Below are 15,814 nucleotides of genomic sequence, written 5' to 3'. Positions count from 1 at the left end.
CGCTACCGGCCATTGACAGTCGCCACGACGGTCGCGCAGACTCACACCGCTCGCTAAATGAATTTAAGTTCACTCAGCGAAAAAATCTCAAGTCCGGTGTGCTGCGGGACGCACCACACCGGGCCTCCTCTCCCCAGCCCCTGCCTTGAGGACTCTCATGAGTACTTCCGCCCAGAGCCGTGCGGATCTCGTCCGGCACAGCGTCTACGAATTCGTTCTGGCCACGGTGCTTCTCTTCGCCGTGGTGAGCCTGGTCCGCTGGCTGGCCGTGTCCGGTTCGCCGCTGGCCATCGGCAATCCGGACGCCTTGTTCGCCGTAGCGGGGACCGCGGTCGCCGCGTTGATCGCCGGCCTGATGTACTCGCCGCTCGGCCGCAGGTCCGGCGGCCACCTCCACCCCGGTGTCACCGTCTTCCTGTGGTCGAGCGGTCTGTTCCCGGGCCGCGCGGTTCTCCCGTACGTCGCCGCGCAGCTCGCCGGATCCGTGGCCGGTACCGCGCTGGCCGCTCTGGTGTGGGGCGAGGCCGTGCGCCGGATCGGATACGCGGCCGTGCACCCCGCTCCCGGGACCGGCGCGGTCGAACTCTTCCTCATCGAGGGTGCCGCGCTCGCCGCGGTGTTCGTCGCGGTAACGCTGGTGATGACCAAACCCGCCCTGGAGGCCTTCATCCCGGCGGTCATCGGCATCGGCGTGGGAGTGATCATCGCGACCCTGGGCACCGTGACCGGCGCGAGCGTCAACCCGGCGCGAGTCTTCGGCCCGGCGCTGCTCTCCGGTACGTACGAGCACTTCTGGAACTACATGATCACGCCGGTGGTCGCCCCGGCCCTCGTTGGCCTCGCCCACCGTGCCTGGCGCCGCCGTAGGGATACCGCCCTCTCGCCCGCGTCCGCCGAGGCCTGAGCCCTCACTTCCCCACCAACCCCCAGGAGCACCTGTGTCCACCTCCCGAGGACTGATCATCAACGGCCACGAGGCTCCCGCCTCCTCCGGCCGCACCGCATCCGACATCAACCCCTGGACCGGCGCCGTCTGCGCGGAGGTCGCCGCGGGCACCCCCGACGACGTACGCCGTGCCGTGGACGCCGCGGACGACGCGTTCGAGGCGTGGGCGGCGACCAAACCGGCCGAACGCCGCCGCATCTTCCTGCGTGCCGCGCAGTTGATGGCCGAGCGCACCGAGGAGGTCGTACGGCTGATGGCCGCGGAGGTCGGCGGCGTCGCGTCCTGGGCCGGCTTCAACGCCCACCTGGCCGCCGACATCCTGCTGGAGGCCGCAGCCGAGGTCACCCGCCCGACCGGGCAGACGCTCGCCACCAACGCCGACGGCGTCTACTCCGCGCAGGTGCGGGTGCCCAAGGGCGTGATCGCCGCGATCTCGCCGTGGAACGCGCCGCTCATCCTCGGTGTCCGCGCTGTGGCCATGCCGATCGCGATGGGCAACACCGTGGTGATGAAGCCCAGCGAGGACGCGCCGATCGCCTGCGGTCTGCTGATCTCGGACATCCTGCACGAGGCCGGACTGCCCGCCGGCGTCCTCAACGTCGTCACCAACGACCGCGCCGACGCCGCCGAGGTGGTCTCCGCGCTGATCGCCGACCCCCGGGTGCGGATGGTCAACTTCACTGGTTCCACGGAGGTCGGCCGCGCCATCGGCGTCCAGGCCGCCCAGCACCTCAAGCCCGCCGTGCTTGAACTCGGCGGCAAGAACGCCCTGTTGGTGCTGGAGGACGCGGACGTCGACTACGCGGTGGACGCCGCGGTCTTCGGCTCCTTCATGAACGCGGGACAGATCTGCATGTGCGTGGACCGGGTCATCGTCCACCGTGGGATCGTCGGCGAGTTCACGGCCAAGTTCGCCGCCCGCGTGAAGGCACTGCCGTACGGCGATCCGAGCGACCCCGGTACGGCGGTCGGCCCGGTCGTCAACACGGCCGCCGCCCGCCGGGTCTCGGCGCTCGTCGCGGACGCGGTCACCCGGGGCGCCGAACTCGCCGCGGGCAGCGGCGAGATCGAGGAGCCGGGCACGCTGATCCGCCCGGTGGTGCTGACCGGGGTCACCAAGGACATGAAGATCTACTACGACGAGGTCTTCGGCCCGGCGACCGTGGTCCATGTGGTCGACAGTGCCGACGAGGCCGTGGCCCTGGCCAACGACACCCCGTACGGTCTGACCGCCGGCGTCATCACCGAGGACCTGGCGACGGGCCTGAAGGTCGCGGGCCGTCTGCGCACCGGCATCGTCCATGTCAACGACCAGTCCGTCGCGGACGAACCGCAGGCCCCCTTCGGCGGCGTGAAGAATTCCGGCTACGGCCGTTTCGGCGGGCAGGCGGGCGCCGAAGCCTTCACCGACACGCGCTGGGTCACCGCGCAGGCCGTGGGCCACGCGCACTTCCCGATCTGAACGATCGGGGCCCGGCCGGCCCGTCGGCGGGTTCACCGGCCGTACGGGGGAGAACACCGTTCCCCAGTCGCCTGATCAGCAGGAACCCTTCCAGATCCGGCCCCGGTCCGGAAGAACTGTCCGCTCTGCCGATCCGGCGCAGCCGCGAGGGACGGTGCAGCTCAGCAGCTGGCATGTGACCTTGCGCGGGACCCTGTACCGGCGACGGGAGCTGGCGTAGCCGCTGGACGAGAAGCGGCCGGGGGCGCGTTGCCGATCTTGTCTCTGACCGACCGCGAGACATGGTTCACCGAACGCCCTCGCCAAGTGGGGCTCCGCGGACTTCGAACCCGGCGCGGCTCGCTCGGCCTTGTCGGCAGCTCAACCGCCCTGGGCCGGTTCTCCATCTTTCGGCTGCGGGGCCAACCGGGGAGCCGGAGTCGATCCAGCGGGGGAGCCGGGAGACGGACAGCAGCTCGTCGCGGCCGCCGCGCTGCGCACGGGGACACCGATCGTGCCGTGATCCCGAGCTCGGCGGCCACGGCCACGGCCGCGTACGTGCGCTTGCCGCCGCCCGCGCGATACCTCGATGTCGGACGGCGACCTGGAGTCGGCGGCAGTCCACCTCACGCGCCCTGGCCGTGCTGACGCGCGCTACGACCACCTTCCATGGCCGCTGCAGCATATTTATTGACCTGTAAGTCAAGAACAAGTAGTGTTCCCGGTATGGGCAGACCACTGGAATTCGAAGTCGACACGGTGGTGGAGCAGGCGATGCAGGAGTTCTGGACTCAGGGATACGCCAACACTTCTCCGGCACAGCTGGCAAAAGCCGCAGGTGTGGGCAAGGGAAGTCTCTACAATACGTTCGGCAGTAAGCGGCAATTGTTCGACCGCGCCCTGGCCCGTTATGGACAGGTGGGCGTCGAACACGCGGAAGAGGTCCTGTTTCGGCCCGGAACCGCCCGGGAGCGAATCGGTGCGTACCTGCGTCAAACTGTTGATGCCGATGTCGCCCAGCCGGTTCGGCGGGGTTGCATGGCGGTGAACACCGCCGCGGAATTCGGTGGCCGCGACCAACGGATCACGCGAGCGATTCACGCTATCGAAGAACGCATGGTCGCTGTTCTGGCCGACCGCATCGACCAAGGCCGACGTGACGGGGACATCGGCCCCGATGTCGATGCCCGAGCGGCGGCTGAATTCCTGTTCAACACCAGCGTTGGCCTGCGGATCCGGGCCAAGACCAACGACGTTCGTACGCTGTATCGAATCATCGACGTCGCGCTGGGAACCCTCTGACCGGCCGGCCGCGCCGAAGGCTTTCCGCATGCCCACATTTTTGACCTATCGTTCAAGAAGGAGATACGGATGGATCTCGATCTGGCCGGCAAGACCGCGGTCGTTACCGGGGCGAGCCGAGGCATCGGCTTGGCCATCGCGGAAGCCTTGTCTGCCGAAGGTGTACGCGTAGTAGGAGCCGCCCGCACGATCACAAGCGAACTCGAAAAGACTGCTCATGCCACCGTTTCCGTGGATCTGAGCTCTCCTGAAGGCGCAACAGCGCTGGTGAACACGGCACTTGACGAACTCGGCGGCATTGACATTCTGATCAACAACGTAGGCGGCGGGGACATCGACCAGCTGGCGTTGGGCGGGTTCCTCGGCACTACCGACGATCAGTGGCGTCACGCCCTCGACGTCAACCTGTTCAGCGCCGTCTGGACGACCCGCGCGGCCCTGCCAAGCATCCTCGATCGCCGCGGTGCAATAGTGAACATCTCCTCGGTCAATGCACAGCTCCCAGCAACCGGGCCTGTCGGTTACAGCGAATCCAAGGCCGCGCTCAACGCCTTCGGTAAGCGAATCAGCGAAGAATTCGGCGCGCGCGGAGTCCGTGTCAACACGGTGTCACCCGGAGTCGTCGGTACCGGGACATGGCGCGGCGCCAACCTGGTGGGCGCACGGCTCGCAGCCGCGCGGGGCCTGTCACACGAGGAACTGCTGGCCGCCCTCCCCAACCAGTTCGAAATCACCTCGCGTCGGCTCACCGAGCCGGAAGAGGTCGCGGCGCTCGTGACCTTCCTTGTCTCCGGCAAAGCCAGCAACATCGTCGGCGCCAATCTCGTCATCGATGGCGGGACACTCAAAACGAGCTGACAGCTACGCGAAAATGCACAGCCCCTGCCGACCCTGAACCGGACCTGGGTCGCCGATTCAACGCACATGGCCTCCTTGGCCGGCGTCGTCTACGTCGCTTTCGTCGTGGCGACCTTCTCTTCCCTCCCTCCCGGCATCGTCGGCTGCTCGCCTTGCTGTCGAAGGAGACGCAACTTTTACTGCAGCACGCTGTCGGTGATCTTCACGGGGGGAGTCCGACGCTTTGCGGCCGTTGACCAGGACCTAGTACTCCAGTGCGGTTTCGTGATCTATCCAGTGGGTTCGTCGGCGGCTCGTCGTCGGTAGTGGCCGCGTCGGGCTGCTGCCTGGTGGCGCCGACGCCAGTTGGACCAGTGCCTCACCTGATGCCGAGTTATAGTCACAAGGTCGCGAAAAACGATGCTCCGCGGGCCCACCCGCCGGACATCGCTCGTACATCGATGCAGATGGTTCTGATCGGTGAGCGTCTCCTTGCCGAGATCGGACGTCCCGTCCGCTCTTGGCGCTGACCATCGCCGACGCGTGTCGGCGCGACAGAGGAGCGCAGCATGCAGAAGACCATCGCCATTGTCGGAGCGGGACTGGGCGGACTGACGCTCGCCCGGGTGCTCCAGGCTCACGGTGTCGCCGCGACGATTTACGAGGGTGAGGCCTCGGCGGCGACCCGTGCGCAGGGCGGCCTGCTCGACATTCACGTAGAGACCGGACAGGTCGCGCTTCGCGCAGCCGGCCTCTACGACGAGTTCCGCACTCTGGTCCGCCCGGGCGAGGACGCCAAGCGCGTGGTCGACCGCCACGGCACGATCCTGTTCGACATGCCTGCGGACCCCGGTTCGGCCCGTCCAGAGGTGGATCGTGGCGAACTCAGGCGCCTGCTCATCGACTCGCTGGCGCCCGGAACGATCAGGTGGGGTCACAAGCTCGCCTCGGTCCGGCACCGCGTGGAGGGTGGCTACGACCTCACCTTCGCGGAAGGTTCCGCCACGCGCGCGGACATCGTCATCGGCGCGGACGGTGCCTGGTCGAAGGTGCGTCCGCTGCTCACCCCCGCCAAGCCTCTCTACAGCGGAACCTGCTTCATCGAGATCGCCCTCGCCCCGGGTGGCCAGGACTGCCGGGCGAGCGTGGCCGCTATCGGCGGCGGCACGCTGATGGCGGTCGCGCCGGGCAAAGGCATCATCGCCCATCGCTACGCCGACGGGCATGTGCGCGGATACGTGGCGCTGAACAAGCCCGAGGGGTGGATGAGGTCGATCGACTTCGGCGACCCGTCCGCGGGCCTGCGTCGACTTGCCGACGAGTTCGATGGCTGGTCGCCGCTGCTTACCGCCTTCGTGACCCAGAGCGACGCGGAACCGTGGCTCCGACCCATCTATGCCCTGCCCGTGGGCCTCACATGGGACAGGGTGTCCGGCGTGACGCTCGTCGGCGACGCCGCGCACCTGATGTCGCCCTTCGCCGGCGAGGGGGCGAACCTCGCCATGTACGACGGCGCTGACCTGGCGAGCAAGCTGGTCGAGCAACGTGACATCGAGGTCGCACTCACCGCCTACGAAGAGCGGCTGTTCCTGCGTAGCAGCGACGTCGCCGGCCGCTCGGCGAAGAACCTGGAAATCTTCTTCGGCCGGGAGGCACCGCAAAGCGTAGCCACTCTGTTCGACCACTCCTGATACTTCAGTCCGGGTTCGCGATCTTGTCGCGGACCCGGTGAGGAACGGGTACGGCCACCGCGTGACCATTGGGGGTTGTGTAGACTCCTGAAGATCATGCGGTGGCCGCACGGCATGACGTGGATCCTGCCCGTCGGCGGGCGATGTTCGACCAGGTCATGGACCGGATCGCGGGCCAGATCGGGCGAGTTGAACCCCGGGCCACGGCCCGCGCCTACCTCGGCGCAGGCGAGCCCGCCGGACAGCGGGGGCATCGAAAAGGATCGTGGCAGGCCGCCCGCCGGAACGGACGGCCGGAAGCCTCGTCGTACCGCTCAGGGGGTGAGGTAGCAGCCCTTTCGTACGCCTGGCAGTGGGTCCTTGCCACCGAACGCCCCAGCCGTGCAGCCTGTGCCGCCGGTGAACGTTCTGTAGACGAAGGCGCCCCGAGCTCCGTAAGCGACCGTCCGTTGCCCGCTGAAGGCGCATGTCCCGGCTTCGTCCGAGCAGTTGGTGGCGTAGCCCGACGGACCGCCGGTGGCCGTGTAGCAGGCTTTCGACTCACCGGAGATGGGGTCGCCGAACTTTGCGTCAGTACAAGGAGTGTCGCCGGTCGCGGTGATGCTCGCGAACGCGCCGAAGGCGCCGTACAACAGCGGTTGTCCGGCGGCGGCCGTGCACAGGCCGTTTTGGTCCGCGCACTTGGTCCAACCTCCGGCCGGAGCCCCGGCGGACGGCAGGTAGCAGGCCTTGGCGGCGCCGTCGATGGGATCACCGAAGTGGGCGTTGGAACACGCGACGGAACCGTTGGCGACCTGGTGCACGTAGTTGCCACCCGCCCCGTAGGCGACGTCACGGTTGTAACCGGGCACGGCGCAGGTGCCGCCCTCGGCCGCACAGACGGTATATCCCGGCGGGCCGCTGGCGTCGGCGACGTAGCAGGATTTGACGAGATTCGCTGCCGGGTCGCCGCCGAAGGATTCGCCGGTGCAGGCGGTACCGCCGGTCACGGTCTTGTACGTGTACGTCCCGGCGCCGTAGGCCACCGAGCGGGTGCCGCTGAAGGAGCAGGTGGCGCCTTCGCCCGCGCACCGGGTGTAGCCCGCGCGCAGCACATGGTCGGTGGCCGGGTCGGCGGGCGTGACCGGATTGCCCAGGCCGGTGGCGGTCACGGTGTAGGTGCCCGCGGCGACGCCGGTGAGGTAGACGTAAGCGTCGTCCTGGCTCGCGCCGGTGACGCCGGAGGCGGGTGTGAAGGATCCGTTGCGCCACACGACGGTTCCGTTCACGGACACCGAGACGTTGCCGCCGCCGAACTTCGGGACGCCGATACGACCAGTGGTGCTGGACGGGCTGGTCAGGCGCGCCGAGTAGGTACCGGCTGCTGGATCACGGGACCAGGAGGCGTCGATGGCGCCCTGGGGCATGGTGATGCGGCCCTCGGCGCTGGTCAGGTCGCCGGGGTGCGGCACGAAGCGGTAGGTGCCGCCGGCGGATTCCGGTGCGGTGCCGAGCACGTCGAAGGTGAGCGTGGAGGTGGGCGCGGAGGACCAGCCGTGGGCCAGACTCATGAACGAACCGCCGTAGGCCGGGCCACCGTCGGCCTTGATGCCTTCCCAGAACGTGCTCCTCGTGCCGATGTCACTGTCGAGCATGTGGCCCCAGGTGCGGCGGATCTGGTTCAGAGCCGAGTGGTCGTCGTTGGCGGTGAAGCGGGCGTTGAGTTCCATCCCGCCCGCGAAGGGCGAGACATTGCCGCCCCATTCGGGGGTCGTGGCGCCGTAGGCACCCCAATTCTTCCCGAGGCCCGCGATGACGCTTCTCACCTTGGTCGCGGAATCAGCCAACCCGTACCAGACGGCTAGGGAGTTGCCGTCCTGTGGGTACAGGCCGCTGGCGGGGTTGTCTTTGTACATGCCTTTTGAGGAGTCCCACAGGCGGGAGTTGGCCGCGGCCTTGATCGCGTCCGCCTTGTCTGTCCAGCTCGCGGCGAGCGTACTTTCGCCCTGGGCCGTGGCCAGGGCAGTGCCGCCCCTGAGTGCGGCGTACAGCAGCGCGTTGGCGGAGATGTTCTCTCCGCCCTGACCGACCCGGGCCCAGTCCTGGGTGCGGGTCACGTTGAGCAGATCGTTGCCGTCGATCTTGTTGATGATGAAGGCCATGCCACGCTTGTAGTTGGCCCATTCGGAGTTGAGCCATGCCCGGTCGGCGGTGTAGGTGTAGTACGTCGACGTGCCCAGCAACGTCCAGGTGTGGTACGTGTCCGAGCCGGTGAGGTTGAACGGTGGCCCCGACCACGGTATTTCACCTCCCGCCGACTGCGCGTTGTACATCGTAGTGAGCGCGTTGCGGGTCGAGGTGAGATCGCCCGAGTACGCGTACTGCGTAGGTACGGCGATGCCCAGGTCACCGGGCCACACCGTACGGTCGCGTTTGGCGCCGTCGACCAGGACGGATTCCCCTACGCCGACAGTGGCGCCGTTGTCCCAGGCCGAGGCCGGCGGGGGCCAGGCGCGGCCCTGGTTGGAGGCGATCGTGTTGAGCTGCACCGTATATGCCCCGGCGTACCAGATGCGGTTGAGCACTTCGTCGCTGGAGTGGAAGTAGTTGGCGTAGTCGGCAGGGTTCGACTTTCCGGGCGCCGCCGTGAAGCCGAGGCTCACGCCCTTGACATCTACCCAGCCCGAGGTGTCGAGGAAGACCGTCAGATAGCGGAACCCGCCCCGGAGTTGAGCGGTGGGCACCGTGTAGGTGCCGTTGGCGGAGGCCGTGGCGTAGAGAGCCCCGTCCTCGCCGTCGCGGCCACTGCTGCGGTCGCTGTTGGTGCCTGCGTACAGGGACGACTCGCTGAAAGCCAGGCCGATTCGTTGGTTGCTGCCGCTCACGCTTCCGAAAGATAACGTTGTCACGCCGCCGACCTCTTTGCCGAAGTCGAGAGTGACAGCCGATTGTGAGCCGGAGAGCCGTGTCGGCTGCCCGCTCAGCACGTTCTGAGGGTTCGCGACGCCGCCGGACGTCCGGTAGATGCTGACCGGCTTCAGGGTGCGCGAGGTCGGCGAGTAGTTCAGAGGGTCGACTGCCGCGCGGATACTCCCTGAGGTCTCCGTGCCTGATGTCGGCACAGCGCCGGTGGATGCCGTGGGGCCCGCGCCGAACAGGGTGGCCGCGATGACAGCGAGGCCAAGCAGATGATGCTGGCCCGCGGGTCTGCTCATCGAAAGGCGACGATGCATCAGAGACCTCCTGAAAAGGTGTGGGTTCTTACGGATCGCGATGTGTGAAACGATTCAAATCCGTGTCGCTCGAAGTCACGTGCGTAGTGCGAAAAATGCAATGGCGAAGAGGCCGGGCGGAGTTGCACAGATGATGTGCCTCGGGAGGCAGGGTGTCAACCCGCTGCGGCGGTGGGTGCGGACGAGGGTGCTGTCCAGCAGGACCACGACTCCGCCGCTGCGGGCGATCTCCTTCAGTGCCCGGTTCGGACGCGGGGCCCGCCCAGCCAGGAGCTCGATCGGTTCCTTCACGCAGCGACGCACGTGAAAGCGGCGACGGGGTTGCCGCCGGCCGTGTCGGCAAGGCGTTGGTCGTGGCGAATACGGCGAGCACGACGACCACTTGGCCGCCCGGCCGCCCGGCCGCCCGGCGCGAGCTTGTGCCAGCGGAATCCCAGCTCCTTGCGCCGTCCGCGTATCAGGCCGGCGACGAGATCGATGGTCCGCTTCGACAGCGGGAGGCGAACCTGATGGACAGCTTCCTGAGAGCCGTCGGCGGGGCGTCGGGTCTTCACCCATGCGCCAACTCCTGCGGGGGGATCTCCTGTTACGGCCGGGATCGGCCGGTCCGCCGCCGTCCTGGCCGGTCGGCACGGGAGATGACGGCCCGCGCCGGTCCGAGAGATCCAGCCCCGGTCGGCGAGCTTGCGCAGCTGCCGGCGGACCGGTCCCCCCTTCGCCGGTGTTGTGCCCCAGCCGGCGCGATCGCGACGTCCTTGGCCACCACCGGCCCACCCGCACCGGCCACGATCTCCATGATCCGGCGGTATTCAGGGGGCAGGACCTCCGCCATCATGCCCTCGGCCCGATCCGGCACCAGCCGCATTCCGCCCGCACCCGGCCCGGCCACCACCCGCTCCGGCTCCGGCGGTGTGGCGTACGCCGTCATCGCCGCCCTGCTCAACCTGCTCGACGCCGCCCTCATGACGACTGGACCAGTTCGCTGCCTCGATGTCCGGTAACGGCGACGCCCGAGTGATCGTTTTCGACAGCGCGAACCCGAACTTCCGCGTCGCGCACGGTGACATGCGGATCGCCGACGACCCCGAGTCGTTCGCAGCGCTTGTCCTCGCACCGCAAGCCGCGGGCCGTGCACGAGCCGGGCAACTTCCTGCTGGATGTCGCCCACGGACGTGCCGCGCTGGGCACGGCGCTCGCGGTACTGCTCGGCGGCGGTGGCCCCACCCTTCGCCTTGCTCTGGGCAGGGACTGCCCGGCCGCCCTGGGCTCTGGTAAGGAGGTGCGGCGCCGGGACACTCGGCACGGTGTATGGCTCAGTACTTGTAGAAGCCCTCTCCCGTCATCGTGCCCAGCTTGCCCTCGTCTATGTACTGCTCCTTCAGTGCCGCGGCGAACTCACGAACGCCCGGGTCCTCGGAGTTCGAGGCGATGTTGTAGGTGGTGGTGAGACCGATGATGTCGAGTGCTTCGAACGGCCCCTGCGGTGCGAGTGACCCGATCTTCCAGGCGCGGTCGATGGTCTTCGGATCAGCGACACCGCTGGCCCACAGCTTGCCGGCGGCGAAGAGGAAGGGGACGCCGAGCGAGTTGAGGATGTAGCCGGCCTGTTCCTTCTTGATCTCGATCGGGATCATCCCGGTGGTTTCGGCGAAGGAGACGGCGGCCGCGACGACGGCCGGATCGGTGTCTGCGGTCCCCATGATCTCGACGAGGTTCCTCTTCCAGATGAGGTTGGCGTAGTGGATCGCCAGGAAGCGGTCGGGTCGGCCGGTGAATTCCTTGAGGTCGCTGGGGAGCAGGGTGGACGAGTTGGTCGCGAAGATCGTGTGCCCCGGTGCCGCCTTCGCGAGATCGGTGTAAAGGCGGCGCTTGACGTCGAGCAGCTCCGGCACGGCCTCGATCACGAGATCCGCCTCGGAGGCCGCACCGGCCAGGTCGGTCGTAAAACTCAGCCGGGTGAAGGCGGCATCGGTCCGGCCGTCATCGGCGCCGACGACACCGTCCTGCTTGTACAGCTGGGCCAGCTCGGTCATGTGTGCCTCGGACTTGGCGAGCGCTTCGTCCGAGACGTCGTACACGACTACGGGAAGGCCGCTGTACGCGGTCTGGAAGGCGATCTGGGTGCCGAGCACTCCGGCTCCGAGAACGCTGACCTTGTTGATTTCGAGCATGCCAACTCCTGATCATTGTTGTCGAGCGACTACTCAGTACGTGAAGCTCCGGCACCGCGCGCGTCCCGGTGCCGGGGCACTTCACGACAGGTTCCGCTTGAGGATCTTTCCGGTCGCCGTCATGGGGAGCGCATCGACGATTTCGACGAGGCGGGGGTACTTGTAGGACGCCATCTCGTTCCTGCTCCACGCGACGATCTCCTGGGCCGACGCGGTGGCACCCGGCCTGAGGACGACGACCGCCTTCACCTCCTCGCCGTGACTGGTGTGGGGGACACCGATGACGGCTGCCAGCGAGATGGCCGGATGGGTGAGGAGAACCTCCTCGATCTCGCGCGGGTACACGTTGAAACCGCCTCGGATGATCAGTTCCTTGGCGCGGTCGACGATGTAGTACCAACCGTCGGCATCGCGTCGGCCGAGGTCGCCGGAGCGGAACCAGCCCTCGTCGTCGAGAACGTCCTGCGTGGCGTCCGGCCGATTCAGATATCCCTTGAACACGTTGTGGCCCCTGATGGCTATCTCACCGATCTCCTCGGAAGTCCGCTTGAGCGGTTGCCGCGTCGCCGGGTCCAGGAGGTCCATCTCCACTCCCGGAATCGGGACACCGACCGAACCGGCACGGGGCTGCTCACCGAGCCGGGAGAAGCTGGCGACCGGACTCGTCTCCGACAGGCCGTACCCCTCAAGGATCGTCACGCCGAACCGCTACGCGAACTCCCGGTGTATCTCGACCGGCAGGGCGGAGCCGCCCGCCAGCGCGACGCGGAGGTTCTGGGTGAGCAAATCCGCGTCGAAGCTGTCGTCGAGAGCCTTCAGCAGGCCCCAGTACATGGTGGGCACACCTGCGAAGACCGAGATCGAGTGGCTCAGCAAGAGCCCGAGGGCGGCCCGGGCCTCGAAGCGGCGCATCATGACGATCGTTCCGCCGAAGGCGATGGCACAGTTTTGGATCACCGTCTGGCCGAACGAGTGAAAGAGTGGCAGGACGCTGAGGTAGGTATCCGGCTTGTCCGGTGCCAGGCGGAAGACCTCGCGGCACGCCATGACGTTGTCGCGCATGTTCCGGTGGCGGAGTTCGGCGCCCTTGGCCTGGCCCGTCGTGCCGGAGGTGTACAGAATGACGGCGGTGTCCTCCTCGTCGGTGGGCACTGCGTCGAACGTTGTCGGCCGGCCCGACAGCGCCTGCTCGAAGTGCTCGGTGTCTTTGAGGGTCGGGGAGCCGGTTGTGCCAGCCGTGATGACGAAGAAGTGCTGCGTCGCGGGCGTCGATTCGAAGCCGGCTCGCGCCTCGTCGGCGATCGGCAGTTCTGGGGATCCCTGGAAGGCGAACAGCGCCGTCGCGCCGGAGTCGGCCAGGTGGTAGGCGACCTCGCGTGACTTGAGCAGGACGTTCAGCGGCACCACGGTGGCACCGGCCTTGAGGATGCCGTAATAGATCGCGGTGAACTCCGGCAGGTTCGGGCACATCAGCGCGACGGTGTGCCCTGGTCCGAGGCCCTGGGATGTCAACAGGTTCGCCACCTGACTGGCGGTCGCGTCGACGTCCGCGAAGGTATGCCGGACGTCCCCGGACACGATCGCGATGCGGTCGGGGTGCCGGCGTGTCGTGTCCTCAAGGAGGGCGGCCATGTTGTACGTGGACATGGTCAGCTCCTCGTACTCTTGCTGGTGCGCGCGCCGGACGGCGGTGGCACGGTGGCGATGAAGTCGCGTACCACCTCGGCGAGTGCGTCGGGGCACTCGATCTGGGGTGCGTGTCCCACGCCGGCGAACAGATGGGTCTGCGCGTGGGGGACGAGCCGGCGCACGGTGTCGAGCTGCTTGGCCGGCAGCACGCGGTCCATGCCGCCCCACATCACCAGGGTGGGACGAGGGTGCTGTGCCACGGACTCGAACAGCTCCTCGCGCCACTGCTGGCGGATTCCCCGGATGGTGGCCAGGGCTTGTACGGTCTCGCGTGCTACGTCGCCCGGATCCGGCTGCTCGGAGATCGCGAGAGCGTGCGCGATACGTGTGGGTGTCGCGAAGGCCGCGTTCGCGTACAGGGATCGTTCCGTCATTTTCGCGCTCAGCGCGGTCGTACGCATCGTCAGGAGACGCCCGATCACCGGAGTGGCGATGAGCCGCAGCATCGGTGCGACCTCTGAGCCGAAGCCGGCCGCGTCGGCCAGTGCCAGGCTGGCGACCCGCTCCGGGACCATCGCCTGGAACTGCAGGGCCACCGCTCCTCCGAGAGAGTTGCCGAGCAGATGGACCGGCCTGTGTTCGCCGAGGGCGTCCAAGGTTTCCCTCACACCCAGCGCGAACGATTTCAGCGTGGCGCGCTCCGGCCGGCGGGCGGAGAACCCGAACCCGGGGAGGTCCAGCCCGATCACCCGGAAGTCCGGGGCCAGCCGGACCGTCACGGCCGCCCAGTCCTCCAGGCTGCGGCCGATTCCGTGCAGGAGCACGACGGGTGGCGTCGACGGATCACCGTCGATGCGCAGCCGGGTCGACCTGCCTCGGACGTTGATCATTCGTGTTCCGCTCATGCCTGCACCGACTGAACTTCGATGTCCGCTGCCGAGCCGAGGGGGGAAGAGAAATGGAGCCAGGGGTCCTCGACCTCGCCGTCACGTAGGCGGGCGCGGTCGGCGGCGTACTTTGTGGGCATGGTCCACGGGCCGTGCGACCCCTGCTGGGGGAACAGGTGGGCGGAGCGCCGGAAGTACCCGGACTCCATCGCGGAGAACGAACTGCGGACGACGGCCGGATCGTCGTCCAGAGGGAGCGCGACGGTGTGGCCGCGTCGGTCCATGTGGGCGAGCAGGCGGCACAGGTATTCGGCGACGAGATCGACCTTCAGCGTCCACGACGAGTTTGTGTAGCCGAAGGCGAAAGCGAAGTTCGGGAGACCAGTGACCATCAAGGCCTTGTAGACGAGCTTGCTGTGCAGGTCGACCTTCTCGCCGTCGACGGCCAGTCCGATCTTGCCGTAGGGGACCATACGCAGGCCGGTCGCGGTGACGATGATGTCGGCCTCAAGCTCCCGCCCCGATTCCAACAGGATGCCCTTGGGAGTCAGGCGGACGATGCGGTCGGTCGCGATCGAGGCCGCTCCGCTGGAGAGCGACTCGAACAGATCGCCGTCGGGCACCGTGCACATTCGCTGGTCCCACGGGTTGTACTCGGGCTTGAAGTGGGTATCGACGTCGAATTCCGCCGGCAGGGCTTTGATCGTGGCCCTGCGGAGGATGCCACGCACCGCGTCGGGGTAGCGCTTGCTGGCCCCGTAGATCATGCGGATGCGGTTGACACTGATCGAGCGGACGATTCTGTGGGCCGGGCCAGGCGGCAGAAATCGGTTCAGCACCTTGGCGATCGGGTCCTGCCTGGGAATCTTGACGACGTAGGTGGGGGAACGCTGCAGCATGGTGACGTGCCCGGCGCGCTCGGCCATGGCGGGAATCAGGGTGACGGCGGTCGCGCCGCTGCCGATCACCACGACCTTCTTGCCGGTGTAGTCCAGATCCTCGGGCCATGTCTGCGGGTGGATGATCTGGCCCGAGAAGTCGTCCCTGCCTGCGAACTCCGGCGTGTAGCCGCCCTCGTAGTCGAAGTAGCCGGCGGCGGACACCAGCCAGTGACAGGTGACCTCGACGAGCGCGCCGTCGGCCGCACGCTCCAGCGTGACGGTCCACAGGCCGGACCCGGTCGAGAAGTTCGCGCTGACGGCTTTATGACCCAGATGGATGTGTGAGCCGAGGTCGTACTCGTCCACCGTCTCTTGGATGTACTCCAGGATTTCGTGTCCGTCGGCGATCGAGTTCTTGCTCTTCCACGGCTTGAACGTGTAGCCGAAGGTGTGGAGGTCGGAGTCCGAACGGATCCCTGGGTAGCGGAACAGGTCCCAGGTGCCGCCGATGGCATCTCGGCCGTCCACGATCGCGAATGTCCGTCCGGGCTGCTTGGTCGTCAGGTGGCACGCGATTCCGATACCGGAGAGTCCCGCACCGACGACCATCACGTCGACGTGTGGTGCGAGTGTCGTACGAGTCACCGTTTCCCTCTTGTCCATGGTTCTCCTTACGTTGGAGTGCGGTCCCGAAGGTCAGGGGGCGGCTTGTGGTCCTCTGTCGTCGGTGGCTCTGGAGGAGCGGTCGCCTCGCTCGCCGGGGCACCCTGGCCGCTGATCGAGGTGTGTGCTCGGGTCGCTGATGCCGATGGCTGCG

Annotated in this window: 12 protein-coding genes and 1 pseudogene; 6 read left to right on the top strand and 7 right to left on the bottom strand. The window is 67.5% G+C overall.

Translation table 11 applies throughout. From position 1 onward, the window contains the following. Window positions 1-157: 157 nt before the first annotated feature. From ACH4DZ_RS42985 to ACH4DZ_RS42965, 5 genes are all read left to right on the top strand, one after another. A complete protein-coding gene (locus tag ACH4DZ_RS42985; protein ID WP_398295014.1) occupies window positions 158-904 on the top strand; it encodes an aquaporin in 747 nt (248 codons plus the stop codon). 34 nt (window positions 905-938) lie between these two features. After that, complete coding sequence (locus tag ACH4DZ_RS42980) at window positions 939-2,408, top strand: aldehyde dehydrogenase family protein (protein WP_398295012.1); 1,470 nt, start codon at window positions 939-941, stop codon at window positions 2,406-2,408. Window positions 2,409-3,113: 705 nt separating this feature from the next. After that, window positions 3,114-3,689, top strand: a complete 576-nt coding sequence (locus ACH4DZ_RS42975) for a TetR/AcrR family transcriptional regulator (RefSeq protein WP_398295011.1) — start codon at window positions 3,114-3,116, stop codon at window positions 3,687-3,689. A gap of 69 nt (window positions 3,690-3,758) precedes the next feature. Beyond that, complete coding sequence (locus tag ACH4DZ_RS42970) at window positions 3,759-4,547, top strand: SDR family NAD(P)-dependent oxidoreductase (protein WP_398295010.1); 789 nt, start codon at window positions 3,759-3,761, stop codon at window positions 4,545-4,547. 548 nt (window positions 4,548-5,095) lie between these two features. Further along, complete coding sequence (locus ACH4DZ_RS42965) at window positions 5,096-6,217, top strand: FAD-dependent oxidoreductase (RefSeq protein ID WP_398295009.1); 1,122 nt, start codon at window positions 5,096-5,098, stop codon at window positions 6,215-6,217. A gap of 314 nt (window positions 6,218-6,531) precedes the next feature. Here the strand turns inward: ACH4DZ_RS42965 and ACH4DZ_RS42960 are convergent, their stop codons facing one another. Continuing rightward, the gene (locus ACH4DZ_RS42960) at window positions 6,532-9,081 is read right to left on the bottom strand and encodes an MGH1-like glycoside hydrolase domain-containing protein (RefSeq protein ID WP_398295007.1); all 2,550 of its coding nucleotides are present in this window, start codon (window positions 9,079-9,081) and stop codon (window positions 6,532-6,534) included. 635 nt (window positions 9,082-9,716) lie between these two features. After that, a complete protein-coding gene (locus ACH4DZ_RS42955; protein ID WP_398295005.1) occupies window positions 9,717-9,983 on the bottom strand; it encodes a hypothetical protein in 267 nt (88 codons plus the stop codon). A gap of 279 nt (window positions 9,984-10,262) precedes the next feature. On the opposite strand from ACH4DZ_RS42955, the gene ACH4DZ_RS42950 reads away from it, so the two are divergent. Beyond that, the gene (locus ACH4DZ_RS42950) at window positions 10,263-10,430 is read left to right on the top strand and encodes a hypothetical protein (protein ID WP_398295003.1); all 168 of its coding nucleotides are present in this window, start codon (window positions 10,263-10,265) and stop codon (window positions 10,428-10,430) included. A 312-nt stretch (window positions 10,431-10,742) separates the two neighbouring features. Here the strand turns inward: ACH4DZ_RS42950 and ACH4DZ_RS42945 are convergent, their stop codons facing one another. The 5 genes and pseudogenes from ACH4DZ_RS42945 to ACH4DZ_RS42925 all read right to left on the bottom strand — a co-directional run bounded on the left by ACH4DZ_RS42945 (window position 10,743) and on the right by ACH4DZ_RS42925 (window position 15,660). After that, window positions 10,743-11,600 carry a 3-hydroxyacyl-CoA dehydrogenase gene (locus ACH4DZ_RS42945; RefSeq protein WP_398295001.1) on the bottom strand — a complete coding sequence of 286 codons (858 nt, stop codon included), beginning with the start codon at window positions 11,598-11,600 and terminating at the stop codon, window positions 10,743-10,745. An 81-nt stretch (window positions 11,601-11,681) separates the two neighbouring features. Continuing rightward, window positions 11,682-11,945 carry a hypothetical protein gene (locus ACH4DZ_RS42940; protein WP_398295050.1) on the bottom strand — a complete coding sequence of 88 codons (264 nt, stop codon included), beginning with the start codon at window positions 11,943-11,945 and terminating at the stop codon, window positions 11,682-11,684. 150 nt (window positions 11,946-12,095) lie between these two features. Next, a pseudogene (locus ACH4DZ_RS42935) lies at window positions 12,096-13,232 on the bottom strand (AMP-binding protein); the annotation flags it as partial. 17 nt (window positions 13,233-13,249) lie between these two features. Further along, the gene (locus ACH4DZ_RS42930; RefSeq protein WP_398294999.1) at window positions 13,250-14,134 is read right to left on the bottom strand and encodes an alpha/beta fold hydrolase; all 885 of its coding nucleotides are present in this window, start codon (window positions 14,132-14,134) and stop codon (window positions 13,250-13,252) included. Then, a complete protein-coding gene (locus tag ACH4DZ_RS42925) occupies window positions 14,131-15,660 on the bottom strand; it encodes a flavin-containing monooxygenase (RefSeq protein ID WP_398294997.1) in 1,530 nt (509 codons plus the stop codon). The genes ACH4DZ_RS42930 and ACH4DZ_RS42925 overlap by 4 nt, the downstream gene beginning before the upstream one ends. Window positions 15,661-15,814 lie beyond the last annotated feature (154 nt).

This window comes from Streptomyces sp. NPDC017991, from assembly GCF_044328075.1.
Classification (GTDB): Bacteria; Actinomycetota; Actinomycetes; order Streptomycetales; family Streptomycetaceae; genus Streptomyces.
Note: the sequence above shows the minus strand (reverse complement) of the source record. Positions and strands in the feature narration are given on the sequence as shown.

Bases quoted from the DNA above. Each gene is read 5' to 3' on its own strand.
- ACH4DZ_RS42925 (WP_398294997.1), bottom strand. From the start codon at position 15,660: ATGGACAAGAGGGAAACGGTGACTCGTACGACACTCGCACCACACGTC.
- ACH4DZ_RS42950 (WP_398295003.1), top strand. From the start codon at position 10,263: ATGCCCTCGGCCCGATCCGGCACCAGCCGCATTCCGCCCGCACCCGGC.
- ACH4DZ_RS42965 (WP_398295009.1), top strand. From the start codon at position 5,096: ATGCAGAAGACCATCGCCATTGTCGGAGCGGGACTGGGCGGACTGACG.
- ACH4DZ_RS42985 (WP_398295014.1), top strand. From the start codon at position 158: ATGAGTACTTCCGCCCAGAGCCGTGCGGATCTCGTCCGGCACAGCGTC.
- ACH4DZ_RS42970 (WP_398295010.1), top strand. From the start codon at position 3,759: ATGGATCTCGATCTGGCCGGCAAGACCGCGGTCGTTACCGGGGCGAGC.
- ACH4DZ_RS42975 (WP_398295011.1), top strand. From the start codon at position 3,114: ATGGGCAGACCACTGGAATTCGAAGTCGACACGGTGGTGGAGCAGGCG.
- ACH4DZ_RS42930 (WP_398294999.1), bottom strand. From the start codon at position 14,134: ATGAGCGGAACACGAATGATCAACGTCCGAGGCAGGTCGACCCGGCTG.
- ACH4DZ_RS42945 (WP_398295001.1), bottom strand. From the start codon at position 11,600: ATGCTCGAAATCAACAAGGTCAGCGTTCTCGGAGCCGGAGTGCTCGGC.